We start from the raw sequence: 15,284 nt of genomic DNA, 5'->3' as shown, positions 1-15,284 counted from the left end.
ACCGCCGGAAGAACGCCAGGTCGGCGCCGGAAACCGGATGTCAAATCGTGAGGAATAACGCATTCCGAAGGCGGGATGACGCCTTGTGCGACATATCCCCGACTGCTAGCGGAAACACTGCGTGAACAAGAGTCATATAAACTCCGCTCAACGAGGCAGAGAGCTGCTACGGCTCGCCCGTCGCCGGCCTGTTCCGGCCCCTTCGCATGCCGACGATGTCGTCGGCGCCCGCCCAAGCATCACCGTGTCTCCGAAGTGAGAGGCGACCCATCATGCCGCTGCATGTCCCCCCGGCTCCCGCGCCCGCCCTGCGCAGCGTCCTCGCGGCCCTCGGCTCTCCCACAGCCGTCCGCGAGGCCCGAACACCCGCTCTCCGGTCCGTCCCGGGACCGCTGAGCCCCGAACTCCCGCTCCCCGTGCATGTGCTGGGCCGGATCACCGCCGACCGGACGGCGCCCCTGACGCGTCTGGCGGCCTGGCGCTTCCTGATCCGGAGCGAGGGCCGCCCGGTCGCCGCGGCGGACACCGTGCTCACCCCCGACGGCTGGACGTTCTCGCACTTCTTCGAGGGCCCCTACCTCGCCTCGACCGAGCTGGCCGTCCGGCAGGCGGAAGCCTCCGCCGCAACCTGCCAGGCGCGGCTGCTGTCCATCCCGGAGCTGTACATGATCGCCCTGTGGCTGCACGGGGACACCGAGGCCGATCCCGCCGGGGGGCTGCTCGCGCCGACGGACGTCCTGGTGCCCCTGGCGCCGGCCCCGCCGGGCATCGCCGCGCACCGCCCGCACCGGGTCGCCGATCTGCTGCCCGTCCTCTCGATGCGCGTGGCCCCCGGGCCGCTCCTGAGCTCGGCCTGACCGCCGCCCGGCACACCGGCCCCCGCCGGGCCCGCACCGCCCCCGCATACCGGGGAGACGGCACGGGCCCGGCGGGGGCCGCGCGTTCCCCACTCGGACTAGCCCCTTCCGGTCACCCCGAACCACCCAAAGGGACAGTGCAGTTGCGGTGAACCGTCCGCGCGGGTGATGCGTCAAGGGAGGAGTACGGGTGCTGCAGCGAAATCCCTGCGGATTCCTCCCCGTAGGGCAACACTGGGACCCGACCGACTGATACGGGGGCGGCATGAACACCTCATCCAGCCGCAGGACACTCGACTCGACGCAGCGAAAGAACGCATCCATGTGCCAGCACCAGCCACCCTGCCCCACCGCTGACTCACCCGACCGGGAGGCCGCCCGCCTGGCGGCCCACCACCCCGAACAGGGTTGGAGCCTTCTGTGCAACGGCGTCCTGCTCTTCGAGGACACCGGCGAGTTGCTGCCGAACGGGCAGATCATCGCTCCGCACCGGCCGCTGGTGAAGGCCGCCTGAGAACAGCCGTACGGACGAGGGGCCGGCCCGGAGAGAACTCCGCACCGGCCCCGACGCGTGTGAGGCGTGCACCGCGCTCACGGCGCACGCCTCACGACAGGCTTCCTCAGGCGTCGTACGCGTCCAGCGGCGGGCAGGAGCAGACCAGGTTCCGGTCGCCGAAGGCCCCGTCGATCCGGCGGACCGGCGGCCAGTACTTGTCGGCGGCGGACACCCCGGCCGGGAAGACGGCCTCCTCGCGGCTGTAGCCGTGCTCCCAGTCGCCGCCGAGCGCGGCGGCGGTGTGCGGGGCGTTGGCGAGCGGGTTGTCGTCCGCGCTCCACTCCCCCGACGCGACCTTCTCGATCTCGGCGCGGATCGCGATCATGGTGTCGCAGAACCGGTCGAGCTCCGCGAGGTCCTCGCTCTCCGTCGGCTCGATCATCAGCGTGCCGGCCACCGGGAACGACATGGTCGGCGAGTGGAAGCCGTAGTCGATCAGGCGCTTGGCCACGTCGTCGATGGAGACGCCGGTCGCCTTCGAGATCGGGCGCAGATCCACGATGCACTCGTGCGCGACCAGGCCGGCCGGGCCGGTGTAGAGGATCGGGTAGTGCGGCTCCAGGCGCTTGGCGATGTAGTTCGCGGCCAGCACCGCGACCTGCGTGGCCCGCTTGAGGCCCTCCCCGCCCATCAGACGGACGTACGCCCACGAGATGGGCAGAATGCCCGCCGAGCCCCACGGCGCCGCCGAGATCGGGCCCACACCGGTCTCCGGGCCCGCGCCGGGCTGGAGGGGGTGGTTGGGAAGGTACGGCGCGAGGTGCGCGCGGACGCCGACCGGGCCGACGCCGGGGCCGCCGCCGCCGTGCGGGATGCAGAAGGTCTTGTGCAGGTTCAGGTGCGAGACGTCGCCGCCGAACTTGCCGGGTTTGGCGAGCCCGACCAGCGCGTTGAGGTTGGCGCCGTCGACGTAGACCTGGCCGCCCGCGTCGTGGACCTCGCCGCAGATGTCCGCGACGTGCTCCTCGAACACCCCGTGCGTGGACGGGTAGGTGATCATCAGCACGGCCAGCTCGTCGCGGTACTGCTCGATCTTGGCGCGCAGGTCCGCGACGTCGACCTCGCCGTCGTCGGCGGTCTTCACCACGACGACCTTCATGCCCGCCATGACGGCGCTGGCGGCGTTGGTGCCGTGCGCGGAGGACGGGATCAGGCAGACGGTGCGCCGGTCGTCGCCGTTGGCCCGGTGGTACGCCCGGACGGCCAGCAGCCCCGCGAACTCGCCCTGGGAGCCGGCGTTGGGCTGGATGGACACCGCGTCGTAACCGGTGACCTCCGCCAGGCGCTCCTCCAGCTCGCGGATGAGGGTGAGGAAGCCCTGCGCCTGCTCGGCCGGGGCGAAGGGGTGCAGCGCGCCGAACTCGGGCCAGGTGATCGACTCCATCTCGGCGGTCGCGTTCAGCTTCATGGTGCAGGAGCCGAGCGGGATCATGCCGCGGTCCAGCGCGTAGTCGCGATCGGCGAGCTTGCGCAGGTAGCGCAGCATCGCGGTCTCGGAGCGGTGCTGGTGGAAGACCGGGTGGGCCAGGAAGTCGTCCGTGCGCAGCAGCGCCTCGGGCAGCGCGTCCGCGACCGCGGCGTCCAGCGCCTCGATGTCGCCCTCGGCTCCGAAGGCCGCCCAGACGGCGGAGATCTGCGCGCGGGTGGTGGTCTCGTCGCAGGCGACGGAGACGTGGTCGGCGTCGACGAGGCGGAGGTTGACCCCGCGCTCCCGGGCCTCCGCGACGATACCGGCGGCCCTGCCGGGCGCCCGGACGGTCAGGGTGTCGAAGAACGCGTCGTGCACGACCTCGGCCCCCGAGCCGCGCAGGCCCTCGGCCAGGATCGCGGCGTAGCGGTGGGTGCGCCGGGCGATCGTCCGCAGCCCGTCGGGCCCGTGGTAGACCGCGTACATCCCGGCCATCACGGCGAGGAGCACCTGCGCGGTGCAGATGTTGCTGGTGGCCTTCTCCCGGCGGATGTGCTGCTCGCGGGTCTGGAGGGCCAGGCGGTACGCCTTGTCGCCGTCCGCGTCGACGGAGACGCCGACGAGGCGGCCGGGCAGGGAGCGGGCGAACTTCTCGCGGACCGCCATGAAGCCGGCGTGCGGGCCGCCGAAGCCCATCGGGACGCCGAAGCGCTGGGTGGTGCCGACCGCGATGTCCGCGCCGAGCGCGCCGGGAGAGGTGAGCAGGGTGAGGGCCAGCAGGTCGGCGGCGACGGTGACGATCGCGCCCAGCTCGTGGGCCTGCTCGATGACGGGCTCGATGGCCCGGACGGCGCCGGAGGCACCGGGGTACTGGAGCAGCACGCCGAAGACGCCGCGCTCGGCGATCTCGGCGGGGATGCCGTCGCTCAGGTCGGCGACGACGACCTCGACGCCGGTCGGCTCGGCGCGGGTCTCGATGACCGCGACGGTCTGGGGCAGCGTGTCGGCGTCGACCAGGAAGACGCCCTTCTTCACCTTGCCCACGCGCCGGGCCAGGGCCATCGCCTCGGCGGCCGCGGTGCCCTCGTCGAGCAGGGAGGCGCCGGAGGTGGGCAGCCCGGTCAGCTCGGCGACCATCGTCTGGAAGTTCAGCAGGGCCTCCAGGCGGCCCTGGGAGATCTCCGGCTGGTACGGCGTGTAGGCCGTGTACCAAGCGGGGTTCTCCATGACGTTGCGCAGGATCACGGGCGGCGTGAAGGTGCCGTAGTAGCCGAGGCCGATCATCGGCGCCAGCACCTTGTTGCGGTCGGCCAGCGCGCGCAGCTCGGCCAGGACCTCCGCCTCGGTGCGCGCCGACGGAAGGTTCAGGGCCTCGGCGCTCTTGATCACGTCGGGCACCGCGGCGGCGGTCAGCTCGTCGAGGGAGCCGTACCCGACCTGGGCGAGCATCTTCGCCTGGGCCTCGGCGTCCGGCCCTATGTGACGCTGCTCGAACGGAATGCCCTGCTCCAGCTGGGAGAGCGGAGTGCGCGGGGGGGTCATGATGGAGGCCTCCTGGTCTGCCACGACCTGCGAGGGGCACCGCGGCGCGAGTGCCCGGACGGCCTCCCCCTCTGTCATCTCAACCTGAGAGCTTCACCGGCCCGCCCGAAGGCGCGCCGACTTTCACCGTCGGTGAGGGTCGAGTCCGCCTGGGCCTGCGCCCGCACGGCATCGCCCTGCTTTCCAGAGTGACCTCGTCCGTGCGGTACGGGTGCCTGAGAGATTCCGGGGAGGATTTGCTCCTTCGGCGCCTCCGGATTCCGCACCGGAGGACTCTCCCGCACGGGGTCAGCAGCCACCGCCAGCCTACCAGCGGCCCCCGCGCCGGAGCTCTCGAGTGGCCGACACCGCGGATCTGCACTTCTGTGGTGCTGGTGGGGCAACGCAGACCACCCTGAGCAGCCGCGACCAGTGGGAGGCACTGTGCAGACCGATATCGATCCGCGCCGCCTGATCGGCCGCAAGGCATTCGATCGCAAGGGCGCCAAGATCGGAACGGTGGATGAGGTCTATCTCGACGACGCGACGGGCGTGCCCGAATGGGCGGCCGTGCGCACCGGACTGTTCAGCAGGGACGCCTTCGTCCCGCTGGAGCCCAGCGAATTCGTCGAGGACACGCTGCGCGTCCCCTTCGACCGGGCGCTGATCAAGGGCGCGCCGGACTTCGGCGTCGGCCGGCACCTCTCGCCCGAGCAGGAGTTGCAGCTCTACCGCCACTACGGGCTGGACGTCCCGCCACCCGCCGAGTCGGGTTCCGACCGGGACTTCGGCAGGCTGGCGGGCCAGGAGGAGTAGTCGGGCGGCTCGCGGACGAGCGGCAGCGGGTCGGCCGGGCGCAGCAGCGGGTCGTCGACGCGGAAGGTGAGCACGCGGCCGGGTTCGCTCCACGGCTGCTCGAACCGGACGGTGACCCGCCCGACGCCGCTCCCCTGAACCCAGCCGTGCCCGTGCTTCTCGTGGTGCACGTCGTGCCCGGCGGGCCAGCCCCGCGCGGCGAGCGGCTCGGGGCCCTCGGGGACGGGCTTCGGCGCGCGCTCCCTCCCGCCGTCCTCAACGGCCCGCGCCCGGTCCTCCAGGGCCCGCCGGGCGAGTTCGCGGGCGTCCGCCGCCTGGGCGAACAGGTCTTCCTGGGTGAAGTCGGCCAGCCCCGTGACACCGACCCCCAGGAGCCGTACGCCCCCGGTGGTGTCCACGGACTCCAGCAGGCGCCCGGCCGCCTCGCGGACCACCGTGGGGTCGTCCGTGGGCCCGCGGAGCGTCTCGGAGCGGGTCAGGGTGGAGAAGTCGTAGCGGCGCACCTTCAGCACCACCGTGCGGCCCGACCGGTCGGCGGCCCGCAGCCGCTCCACGCACCGGACGGCCAGCCGCTCCACCTCGGCCCGCACTCTCACCCGGTCGTGCAGGTCCACGTCGAAGGTGTCCTCCACCGATACGGACTTGGCGTCCCGCTCGGCGACCACCGGCCGGTCGTCGAGCCCCAGCGCCATCCGGTGGAGCCCGTGGCCGTGGGCCTTGCCGACCAGCCGCACCAGCTCCGCCTCACCGGCCTCGGCCAGGTCGTGGACGGTGGTCATGCCGGCGCGCCGCAGATGGTCGCCGGTGGCCGGCCCCACCCCCGGCAGGACCCGGACGGACAGGGGGGCGAGCAGCTCGCGCTCGGAACCCGGCTCGATGAGGACGAGACCGTCCGGCTTGGCCCGCTCCGAGGCGATCTTGGCGAGCATCTTGGAGCCCGCGAGGCCGACGGAGCCGCTGAGGCCGGTCACGGCCCGGATGGCCGCCCGCAGCCCCTCCCCCGTCGCACGGGCCGAGGCCGCGTCGTCCGCCGTGCCGCCCGCCTCCAGGTCCACGAACGCCTCGTCCAGGCTCAACGGCTCCACCAGGGGCGACAGCCGCCCCAGGAGCCCCATCACCTGCTCGCTCACCGTGCGGTACAGGGAGAAGCGGGGCACCAGGTAGGCCGCGTTCGGGGCGAGCCGCCGGGCCTGCGCGGTGGGCATCGCCGAGTGCACGCCCAGCCGCCGGGCCTCGTACGAGGCGGTGGCGACCACGCCTCGGGGGCCCAGGCCGCCCACCACGACCGCCTTGCCGCGCAGGCTCGGCTTGGCCGCCTGCTCCGCCGACGCGTAGAAGGCGTCCATGTCCAGGTGGAGGATGGTGGGCGCGGATCTCACCCCGCCGATGCTGCCCTACGGCACTGACAACGGGACGGTCCGGCCCCCCGGGGGGGCCGGACCGTCCCGTCCCTGTCCTGTCGGCGCCTCGCGCCGTTCGGCCGGACCGTTCAGCCCGCGCGGTTGCGCCGCCGGGCCAGCTCGTCCGCGGGGTTGTGGCCGACGAGCGTCTCGCCGGTGTCGACCCGCTCGCCGTGCAGTTGCGAGAGCGCCGCGTCGACGTCCCGCCAGACGACGCCGACGGCGATCCCGAAGACGCCCTGCCCGCCCTGGAGCAGGCTGACGACCTCGTCGGGCGAGGAGCATTCGTAGACCGTGGCCCCGTCGCTCATCAGCGTCATGCGTTCGAGGTCCTGGAATCCGCGGGCCCTCAGGTGCTGGACCGTGGTGCGGATGTTCTGCAGAGCGACCCCGGTGTCCAGGAACCGTTTGACGATCTTGAGGAGGACCACGTCCCGGAAGCTGTAGAGACGCTGGGTTCCCGACCCGTAGGCCGGGCGCACACTGGGCTCCACCAGTCCCGTACGGGCCCAGTAGTCCAACTGGCGGTAGGTGATGCCCGCCGCCGCGCACGCCGTCGGTCCGCGATAGCCGATGTCGTCGGCACCGCTCGCCGCTGCCCTGCCGCCCCCTGCCACCGCCGCCGGCTGAACCGGCTGCCTGATGGCGTGGTCGGCTCCACTGCCGTGCTGCGGATACGGCCCACCCGCCGCCGTACCGTCGCCGCTGCTTCTCACGCCGACCTCCGTCCTTGACCTGCCCACTCGAAGGTAGGCAGTCACCGGGGGTGCGTCAACGATCGCCACACTCGGCACGCCGAGTGATAATCACCCTGAGGGTGGTTTCCCGTGTCGCGTTTCCGGGAAAGGCTTGCCGGATGCGCTGACGGCGCCCTGGCGGGGCGGTCACTGGCTGTTCGTACCGAAGTCCTCCGGAGAGATCTGGTCGAGGAATTCGCGGAACTTCTCCACCTCGTCCTCCTGCTCGTCGGGGATCGCGATGCCCGCGTCGTCCAGCACGCCGTCACTGCCGTAGATCGGCGTGCCGGTCCGCAGGGCGAGCGCTATGGCGTCGGAGGGCCTGGCGCTCACCTCGACCCCGCTGGCGAAGACGAGCTCCGCATAGAAGACCCCCTCTCGGAGATCCGTGATGCGGACCTCGGTGAGCTCCTGGCCCACGGCCTCGAGCACATCCTTGAACAGGTCATGGGTCAGCGGCCTGGGGGGAGCCATGCCCTGCTGGGCGAAGGCGATCGCGGTCGCCTCCCCCGGACCGATCCAAATGGGGAGGTACCGGTCGCCTCCCACTTCACGCAGGAGAACGATCGGTTGGTTGGAGGGCATTTCCACCCGGACACCGACAACGTCGAGCTCGTTCACACAGCAACCCTAGGACGTGCTCGCCATGTTTGGGTAGTCGGGGGCCGCCGAGGTCAGTGCAGACGGCTGCGCAGAGCGCTCTGCACAAGAGCCGCGTGCAGCCGTACGGACAGCTCGGCGATCTCGTTCGCGGTGGCCTCGGCATGAGCCCTGGTCTGCGGATTGCGGTGCCGCCGTAGGGGGGCGACCAGCTGCTCCACCAGCCCCGCCTCCCGGTCGGCGGAGGCCCGCATGGCGCGAAGATGCCGTGGTTCCAGACCGAAACGCCCCAGATCCACCACCAGCTTGGCGACGGTCACCGTCTCGGCGTCGTAGCCGCCCTCCGGGGAGGGGGCGATGAGCCCGTAGGACTCCCACTCGGTCAGCCGCTCGTCGTCGACCTCTGCGGCCGCCAGGAGTTCGGCCCGCCCGATCCGGGCGGCGGTCGCCGCCCCCGCATCGGTCTCCCACACCCCGTCGGCCAGGTCCCGCCGGTCGCCGGGCGAGGGCAGGACCGGCTGCTCCCCCCGCGCCAGCGCCTCCAGGTGCTCCCGGATGACTTTCAGCGGCAGGTAGTGGTCCCGCTGCATGCGGAGCACCTGGGCCAGGCGTTCCACATCACGCGGAGTGAACTTGCGGTATCCGGAAGGAGTGCGCTGGGGCTCGACGAGCCCCTCCGCCTCCAGGAACCGGATCTTGGAAATGGTGACTTCGGGAAACTCCTCGCGCAGCTGGATGAGCACCGTTCCGATGCTCATCGGGCGCGCCTCCGCGGAGGCGGTGCCGTTTCCGGCACCGCCTGTCGGCGTTCGCAGCATGGGCCTTCCTCGGGGTCTCCCCGGACCGGGTCCGGGGCTGGTCACACGCCCCGCGGGCTCGCGTAGAAGACCAGACGGTACTTGCCGATCTGGACTTCGTCGCCGTTGGACAGCGGGACCGAATCGATGCGCTCGCGGTTGACGTAGGTGCCGTTGAGGCTGCCGACATCACCCACCGTGAAGCTACCGTCCGGGCTCCTGCGGAACTCCACATGACGCCGCGACACGGTCACGTCGTCGAGGAAGATGTCGCTCTGCGGGTGACGGCCGGCCGTGGTGAGGTCGCTGTCGAGCAGGAAACGACTGCCGGAGTTCGGGCCGCGCCGCACGACGAGCAGCGCCGAACCGGCGGGCAGGGCGTCCACCGCGGCCTGGGCCTCCGGAGAGAGCGAGGGCAGCGCGGTCTGGCCCGTCGCCTCCGCCTCGTACGCCTCGAGCCCCGAGATGGAGATCGTGGACGTCGTCTCCGAAGGGCGCTCGGGAACGGCGCCCCGCAGCGGTGCCCCGCAGTTGGAGCAGAACTTGCTGGCCTCCGCGTTGCGGTGGCCGCACCTCGTGCAGACCGGCATCGACGCGCCCTCCGGGGTGAACCCTCCACCCGCACTCGAGGCTGATGGTGCGCCGAAACCTATGCGGCCGGCACCAGCAGGGTCAACAGACGACACGCCGTCACCCCCTGGGGCGCCGGACACCTCGTCGCGGAAGAGCGGACGCTCCGCTTCCTGCTCCTCGCCCTGACCGTGGCGCGGAGCGCGGTGGCGGGCAGCACTGTTGCTGTCCTCGCGTGCACTCTTCCCGAACAACTTCGCAAACAACTTCACGGGCGATTCCCCTTGACCGACATAGACCCGCCCGTGGGGCAGGACGAACCCTGATTGAACACACCTGCCGACCCGGACATCTTCACAACGTCCGTATCCACCCGACAGTTTCCACCACGCACCACCAATCCGGTGCGCCGACCCCCCGCAACCGTCCGACCCGGTCCTCCGGCCCTCACGCTCGCCCGGATCACGGGGTTGACGACCGAGCGTAGTCAGGCCGCTGCGCCGGTCGCAAGGCGTCCACGACGATGTCGTCGGACCGTTCCACCAGCACCGTGGCCTGCTCCTTCTCCAGCGTCTGGACCACACCGCCGGGAATGTTGAGGGCGGGCTCCAGATCCTGCGGCTTGCCGATGACCGTGAACTCGTACGGCGCTTCGATCTTCTCGCCGTCCACCTCGACCTCACCGGCGTCCCCGGAGAAGTACGTGTTGGCCACCACGCGCACCCCGTTGACCTCGATCGCCTCCGCCCCGGCGGCCCGCAGCTCCTGGAGGGCGTCGAGCAGCATGTCCGGTGCGACCGCCCGCGAGGGGTCGGTGATCGTCAGCGTGATACCGGGACCCTCGGCCGCCACGGTGCCCGCGAGGATGCCGAGCTGACGCTCCTTCTCCAGCGTCTGCTTCCGCGCCTCCTCGGCCTGGTCGGAGCTGTTCTCCAGCTCGGTGCGCTGATCGTCCAGGCGCTGCTTCTCGTCCTCCAGGCGCTGGGTCCGGTCGTCGACCTCGTCGAGGATGCGGACCAGGTCCTCCTGGCGGGCGCCGCGCAGCGCGCTGTCGTCGTTGGTCGACCGCACCTGGATGGCCAGCCCCAGGCCGAGTCCGAACAGCAGGACGGCGACGATGAGTTGGGCCCGGCTCAGCCGCGGCGGCCACAGGCCCGCCTTGAGCCGCTGCCGGCCGGTCGCCTGCTGGGCGGGGGGAGGCGGCGGGGAGGCGTCCGGGGCGGCGGAGGCGCCGCCGCCGGGCTGTTCGCCGCGGAGGTTCTCTTCGTTGTTCATCGGCCTCACGCCCGGAAGACGTGCCGCCGGATGGCGGCGGCGTTGGAGAAGATCCGGATGCCGAGCACGACCACCACACCCGTGGAGAGTTGGGCGCCGACACCCAGCTTGTCGCCGAGGAAGACGATCAGCGCGGCCACCACGACGTTGGAGAGGAAGGAGACCACGAACACCTTGTCGACGAAGATGCCGTCGAGCATGGCCCGCAGACCGCCGAAGACGGCGTCGAGCGCGGCGACCACCGCGATCGGCAGGTAGGGCTCGACCACCGCCGGCACCTCGGGCCGGACCAACAGTCCGACCACGACTCCCACGACGAGGCCCAGTACGGCGATCACGATGTGCCCTTCCCTGTGTCTGCCGCACCGCCGGCGGCGGCCTTCGGCTCTGCTGTACGGACGATGAGGCTCGGGGCGGCCGGAAGCCGCACCTTCGCCTGTTCGGAGATGCGGGTGCGGATGTCGAAACTCTCCTTGAGCGCCTGCAGGTACTGGCCGTCGGCGCTGTCCTCGAACGCGTTCGCGAGCTTCTTGCCGTCCCCCGCCGCGAGCACCGTGTACGGCGGTACGAGCGGCCTGTTGTCGACCAGTATGGCGTCACCGGCGGCCCGGATGGCCGACAGCGCGGTCAGCCTCTGCCCGTTGATGGCGATGGCCTCGGCCCCGGATTCCCACAGGCCGTTGACGACCCGCTGCATGTCCCGGTCGCGCACCCGCCCGGTGTCGGCGAAGCCCGAGGACTCACGGGGCCCGCCCCCGCCCTGGTCGGTGTCCTTGGCGTCGTCGACGACCAGTTCCACGCCGGGGCCCTCGACGGGTGTCGCGCCTGCCAGCAGGGCCACCAGCTGCCCCTGGTCGCCCCCGTGTTCCTCGAGCGCCTTGCGCTGGCGTTCGCTCACGTCGGAACGGAGCTCGTCGACATCGGACTCCAGTGTGTCCGCGGCCTCCGTCTCCGCCTCGATGCGGTCGATCAGCTCCTCGCGCTCCTTGGCGACGACCGGTGCGGAGATCCGCGCCTCGGCCGCGCCCAGCGTGACCACGAGGGCGGCCACCACCAGTCCGGCGGCGAGGCCGAGCTTCGACGTGAGCGTACGGGGCAGTCCCGCGCTCCCGTCTGCCCTGCGCCGCGCCGACGCCTCCGCGTACCCCTCGTCGAGGCTGTGGGCCATCACGTTGTTCAGCAGCGACATGGACGCGTCGGGGCGTGCGGGCGGCGAGGCGGTGCTCCGATCGGGGGACGGCTGCGACATGCCGCACATCGTCGCACGTCATCACGGCTGCCGCCGAATGGCCCCACCGGTGTGCCGCGGCCCCCGCCGGAGGGAGGCCGCGGCACGCCGTTCCCGCGTCAGTTGCCCGCGCTGTCCACCACCGCGGCCCACTCGTCGAGCAGCGCCTGTGCCGACGCGTCGTCCGGGCCTTCCGCCCATAGGTGGGTGACGGCCTCCGCCCGGTCGGGCAGGACCATGACCCAGCGGCCGTCGGCCTCGACCACGCGGACCCCGTCCGTGGTGTCCACGCTGCGGTCACCGGCCGCTTCGACGACCCGGCGCATGACGAGCCCCTTGACGGCCCACGGCGTCGCCAGGTCACGCCGCAGAACATGGGCCCGCGGGATGCGGGCGTCGATCTGGCTCAGGGTGAGCTGGGTACGCGCGACGAGGCCGATGAGCCGGACGAAGGCGGCGGTCCCGTCGAAGACGCTGCTGAATTCGGGAACGATGAACCCGCCGCGCCCGTCTCCTCCGAAGATGGTGTCCTCTTCACGGCCGACCCGGGTCAGGTCGTCGGGCGAGGTGGTCGTCCACTCCACCTGGGTGCCGTGGTAGGCGGCCACCTGCTCGGCGACCCGCGTGGTCGTCACGGGCAGGGCCACCCGGCCGCTGCGCCGCTCGGCGGCCACGAGGTCGAGGAGGACCAGCAGGGCCCGGTCGTCCTCGATGATCCTGCCGAGTTCGTCGACGAGGGAGAGCCGCTCACCGACCGGGTCGAACCGGACCCCGAAGGCCGCCCGCGCGGAGGACACGATCTCGCCGAGCCGTACCAGACCGGCCCGGCGGGTCTCGGCGGTCTCGGTGGGCCGGGACTCGTCGAGCCCCGGGTTGATCGTCAGGGCGTCCACGCCGAGCCGTCCGAGCAGGCTGGGCAGGACGAGGCCGGCGCTGCCGTTGGACGCGTCGACGACGACCTTCAGCCCGGACTCGGCGATGCCCTCGACATCGACGTTCCGCAGGAGGGATCCGGTGTACGAGTCGAACACGCTGGACGGGAAGTGCAGGTCCCCGATCTCTCCGGGGAAGGCCCTGCGGTACTCCTGGCGTGCGTAGACCCGGTCGAGCTTGCGCTGCTGGGCCTGCGAGAGGTCCGATCCGCGTTCGTCGATGAACATGATGTCCACCGAGTCGGGCACCCCCGGCGACGTACGGATCATGATGCCGCCGGCGCTGCCCCGGGCGGTCTGCTGGCGTGCCACGGGCAGCGGCACGTTCTCCAGGTCCCGTACGTCGATGGCGCTGGCCTGGAGGGCCGAGATGACGGCTCTCTTGAGGGCGCGCGCACCTCGGGAGTGGTCACGCGCGGTGGTGACCGTGGACCCCTTCTTGAGGGTCGTGGCATAGGCGCCGGCCAGCCGTACGGCCAGCTCGGGAGTGATCTCGACGTTCAGGATCCCGGAGACCCCGCGCGCCCCGAAGAGGTGGGCCTGGCCTCTCGACTCCCAGATCACCGAGGTGTTGACGAACGCGCCGGCCTCGATGGTCTTGAACGGGTAGACGCGAACGTTGCCCTGGACGATCGACTCCTCGCCGACCAGGCATTCGTCGCCGATGACGGCGCCGTCCTCGATGCGGGCCGCGCGCATGATGTCGGTGTTCTTGCCGACCACACAGCCCCGCAGATTGCTGTGCTGCCCGATGTAGACGTTGTCGTGCACCACGGCCTTGTGGAGGAAGGCCCCGGACTTGACGACGACGTTCGACCCCACGACCGTGTGCTCGCGGATCTCCGCGCCCGCCTCGACCTTGGCGTAGTCACCGATGTACAGCGGGCCGCGCAGCACGGCGTCGGGGTGGACCTCCGCTCCTTCGGCGACCCACACGCCGGGCGAGATCTCGAACCCGTCGATCTCCACGTCGACCTTGCGCTCCAGGACGTCCGCCTGGGCCTTCACATAGCTCTCGTGGGTGCCTACATCCTCCCAGTAGCCCTCGGCGATGTAGCCGTAGATGGGCTTGCCCTCCTTCATCAGCTGAGGGAAGACGTCACCGGACCAGTCGACCGAGGTATCGGCCTGGACGTAGTCGAAGACCTCGGGCTCCATGACGTAGATGCCCGTGTTCACCGTGTCCGAGAAGACCTGGCCCCAGGTCGGCTTCTCCAGGAACCGCTCGACCTGGCCGTTCTCGTCCACGATGGTGATCCCGAATTCCAGCGGATTGGGGACCCTGGTGAGGCAGACGGTGACCAGGCCGCCCTTTTCCTTGTGGAACGCGATGAGATCGGTGAGGTCGAAGTCGGTGAGCGCGTCACCGGAAATGACGAGGAACGTGTCGTCCTTCAACGCCTCCTCGGCGTTCTTCACACTGCCCGCGGTGCCGAGTGGCTTCTCCTCGTTGGCATAGGTGAGCTCCATTCCGAGCTCCTCGCCGTCCCCGAAGTAATTCTTCACGAGGGAGGCGAGGAACTGGACGGTCACTACTGTTTCGCTGAGCCCATGCCGTTTGAGCAGCCTCAGCACATGCTCCATGATGGGCCTATTGGCCACGGGCAGAAGCGGCTTGGGCATGCTCGAAGTCATGGGGCGAAGACGCGTGCCTTCGCCGCCAGCCATCACGACGGCCTTCATGTCGGAAACGTCCTCCTCGAAGAGACGACGGTCGGCCGACTTCGCCCGTCGGGCGTCAGTGACGACATCTGCTGCGGGCCGGCCACACTGCGCGGCACCGCATCAACGAGCTCAATCGGCTACTGCGTCCGCCTTCACAAGTCGGCGGACCTGGACCACATACAAGATTCCTGCCCACCAATACAGGGTTGTACCCCATCCGGCGAACGCCCATCCGAAAACAGCGGCCAGTGTGGCCAGCCAACCACTCCCGTCGCTGAGCAGCAACAAGGGGAAGGCATACATCAGGTTGAAGGTTGCAGCTTTCCCGAGGAAGTTGACCTGCGGGGGCGGATAGCCGTGGCGCCGCAGGATGCCCACCATCACGAGAAGCATCAGTTCCCGGGCGAGAAGGAGCGCGGTGACCCACAGGGGCAGAATCTCGCGCCAGGTGAGGCCGACCAGGGTGGAAAGGATGTAGAGGCGGTCCGCCGCCGGGTCCAGGAGCCGGCCGAGGCTGCTGATCTGGTTCCACTTACGGGCCAGCTTGCCGTCGAGGTAGTCGCTGATGCCGCTCAGCATCAGCACCAGCAGCGCCCAGTTGTCGCTGTTGGGCCCGCCGAACACGGGGCGAAGAATCAGCCACAGGAAGAGCGGTACGCCAACCAGGCGAGCCATGCTGAGGATGTTGGGGATGGTGAGGACCCGGTCCGTCTGGACCCGAGTCTCCTGGACCTCCACCCGGGGGCCTCCTGTGAAGAACGTGCCGATGATGCCCCCTGACCCTACCCTCAGCTTCCGTCAGCCGGTGCACGGGGGTGGGAGGGGCGCTGCGGTGGCCGAAAAGGTGGTGAACGCAGGGAAGCCCCGCACCATGACGGTGCGGGGCTTCCCCACAATAATTGTTCGGCGGCGTCCTACTCTC

At 70.8% G+C, this 15,284-nt stretch carries 14 protein-coding genes and 1 riboswitch; of the genes, 3 read left to right on the top strand and 11 right to left on the bottom strand.

The window, feature by feature from the left end; all coding sequences use genetic code 11:
• The first annotated feature begins 272 nt into the window (after positions 1–272).
• Both AMK24_RS30970 and AMK24_RS30965 read left to right on the top strand, forming a co-directional pair.
• Positions 273–857 carry a hypothetical protein gene (locus AMK24_RS30970; protein WP_073772214.1) on the top strand — a complete coding sequence of 195 codons (585 nt, stop codon included), beginning with the start codon at positions 273–275 and terminating at the stop codon, positions 855–857.
• Between the two features lie 322 nt (positions 858–1,179).
• Positions 1,180–1,371: a DUF5999 family protein gene (locus AMK24_RS30965; protein ID WP_073772213.1), complete on the top strand. Its 192-nt coding sequence runs from the start codon at positions 1,180–1,182 to the stop codon at positions 1,369–1,371.
• Between the two features lie 106 nt (positions 1,372–1,477).
• On the opposite strand, the gene gcvP is transcribed toward AMK24_RS30965, so the two are convergent.
• The gene (gene gcvP / locus AMK24_RS30960) at positions 1,478–4,363 is read right to left on the bottom strand and encodes an aminomethyl-transferring glycine dehydrogenase (protein WP_073772212.1); all 2,886 of its coding nucleotides are present in this window, start codon (positions 4,361–4,363) and stop codon (positions 1,478–1,480) included.
• Positions 4,364–4,556: 193 nt separating this feature from the next.
• A riboswitch (glycine riboswitch) is annotated at positions 4,557–4,654 on the bottom strand.
• 132 nt (positions 4,655–4,786) lie between these two features.
• Here gcvP and AMK24_RS30955 point away from each other — a divergent pair.
• A complete protein-coding gene (locus AMK24_RS30955) occupies positions 4,787–5,158 on the top strand; it encodes a PRC-barrel domain-containing protein (RefSeq protein WP_073772211.1) in 372 nt (123 codons plus the stop codon).
• Here AMK24_RS30955 and AMK24_RS30950 read toward each other — a convergent pair.
• The 10 genes from AMK24_RS30950 to AMK24_RS30905 all read right to left on the bottom strand — a co-directional run bounded on the left by AMK24_RS30950 (position 5,080) and on the right by AMK24_RS30905 (position 15,100).
• Positions 5,080–6,537 (bottom strand): DNA polymerase IV, encoded by a 1,458-nt coding sequence (locus AMK24_RS30950; RefSeq protein WP_073772210.1) that lies wholly within the window; start codon positions 6,535–6,537, stop codon positions 5,080–5,082. The two genes, AMK24_RS30955 and AMK24_RS30950, sit on opposite strands and share 79 nt — an antisense overlap.
• A 110-nt stretch (positions 6,538–6,647) precedes the next feature.
• Positions 6,648–7,274, bottom strand: coding sequence for a MerR family transcriptional regulator (locus AMK24_RS30945; protein WP_073772209.1), 627 nt, complete (start codon positions 7,272–7,274; stop codon positions 6,648–6,650).
• 168 nt (positions 7,275–7,442) lie between these two features.
• The gene (locus AMK24_RS30940) at positions 7,443–7,916 is read right to left on the bottom strand and encodes a bifunctional nuclease family protein (protein ID WP_073772208.1); all 474 of its coding nucleotides are present in this window, start codon (positions 7,914–7,916) and stop codon (positions 7,443–7,445) included.
• Between the two features lie 53 nt (positions 7,917–7,969).
• Positions 7,970–8,713, bottom strand: a complete 744-nt coding sequence (ftsR, locus tag AMK24_RS30935; protein WP_073772207.1) for a transcriptional regulator FtsR — start codon at positions 8,711–8,713, stop codon at positions 7,970–7,972.
• A gap of 41 nt (positions 8,714–8,754) precedes the next feature.
• Entirely contained in the window at positions 8,755–9,534 is a 780-nt protein-coding gene (locus tag AMK24_RS30930; protein ID WP_073772206.1) for an FHA domain-containing protein, read from the bottom strand.
• A 190-nt stretch (positions 9,535–9,724) separates the two neighbouring features.
• Positions 9,725–10,537, bottom strand: a complete 813-nt coding sequence (locus tag AMK24_RS30925) for a DUF881 domain-containing protein (protein ID WP_073772205.1) — start codon at positions 10,535–10,537, stop codon at positions 9,725–9,727.
• A gap of 5 nt (positions 10,538–10,542) precedes the next feature.
• A complete protein-coding gene (locus AMK24_RS30920) occupies positions 10,543–10,875 on the bottom strand; it encodes a small basic family protein (RefSeq protein WP_003970459.1) in 333 nt (110 codons plus the stop codon).
• Positions 10,872–11,786 carry a DUF881 domain-containing protein gene (locus AMK24_RS30915; RefSeq protein WP_079190725.1) on the bottom strand — a complete coding sequence of 305 codons (915 nt, stop codon included), beginning with the start codon at positions 11,784–11,786 and terminating at the stop codon, positions 10,872–10,874. The genes AMK24_RS30920 and AMK24_RS30915 overlap by 4 nt, the downstream gene beginning before the upstream one ends.
• 98 nt (positions 11,787–11,884) lie before the next feature.
• The gene (locus AMK24_RS30910) at positions 11,885–14,380 is read right to left on the bottom strand and encodes a mannose-1-phosphate guanyltransferase (protein ID WP_073772204.1); all 2,496 of its coding nucleotides are present in this window, start codon (positions 14,378–14,380) and stop codon (positions 11,885–11,887) included.
• Positions 14,381–14,491: 111 nt separating this feature from the next.
• The gene (locus tag AMK24_RS30905; protein ID WP_030119274.1) at positions 14,492–15,100 is read right to left on the bottom strand and encodes a CDP-alcohol phosphatidyltransferase family protein; all 609 of its coding nucleotides are present in this window, start codon (positions 15,098–15,100) and stop codon (positions 14,492–14,494) included.
• Between the last annotated feature and the right edge of the window lie 184 nt (positions 15,101–15,284).

Source organism: Streptomyces sp. CB02366 (genome assembly GCF_001905905.1).
Taxonomy (GTDB): domain Bacteria; phylum Actinomycetota; class Actinomycetes; order Streptomycetales; family Streptomycetaceae; genus Streptomyces.
The sequence above is the reverse complement of the archived record's forward strand: the minus strand, read 5'-3'. Positions and strand labels throughout refer to the sequence as shown.

Bases quoted from the DNA above. Each gene is read 5' to 3' on its own strand.
- AMK24_RS30965 (WP_073772213.1), top strand. From the start codon at position 1,180: ATGTGCCAGCACCAGCCACCCTGCCCCACCGCTGACTCACCCGACCGG.
- ftsR (WP_073772207.1), bottom strand. From the start codon at position 8,713: ATGCTGCGAACGCCGACAGGCGGTGCCGGAAACGGCACCGCCTCCGCG.
- AMK24_RS30925 (WP_073772205.1), bottom strand. From the start codon at position 10,537: ATGAACAACGAAGAGAACCTCCGCGGCGAACAGCCCGGCGGCGGCGCC.
- gcvP (WP_073772212.1), bottom strand. From the start codon at position 4,363: ATGACCCCCCCGCGCACTCCGCTCTCCCAGCTGGAGCAGGGCATTCCG.
- AMK24_RS30970 (WP_073772214.1), top strand. From the start codon at position 273: ATGCCGCTGCATGTCCCCCCGGCTCCCGCGCCCGCCCTGCGCAGCGTC.
- AMK24_RS30915 (WP_079190725.1), bottom strand. From the start codon at position 11,786: ATGTCGCAGCCGTCCCCCGATCGGAGCACCGCCTCGCCGCCCGCACGC.
- AMK24_RS30910 (WP_073772204.1), bottom strand. From the start codon at position 14,380: ATGAAGGCCGTCGTGATGGCTGGCGGCGAAGGCACGCGTCTTCGCCCC.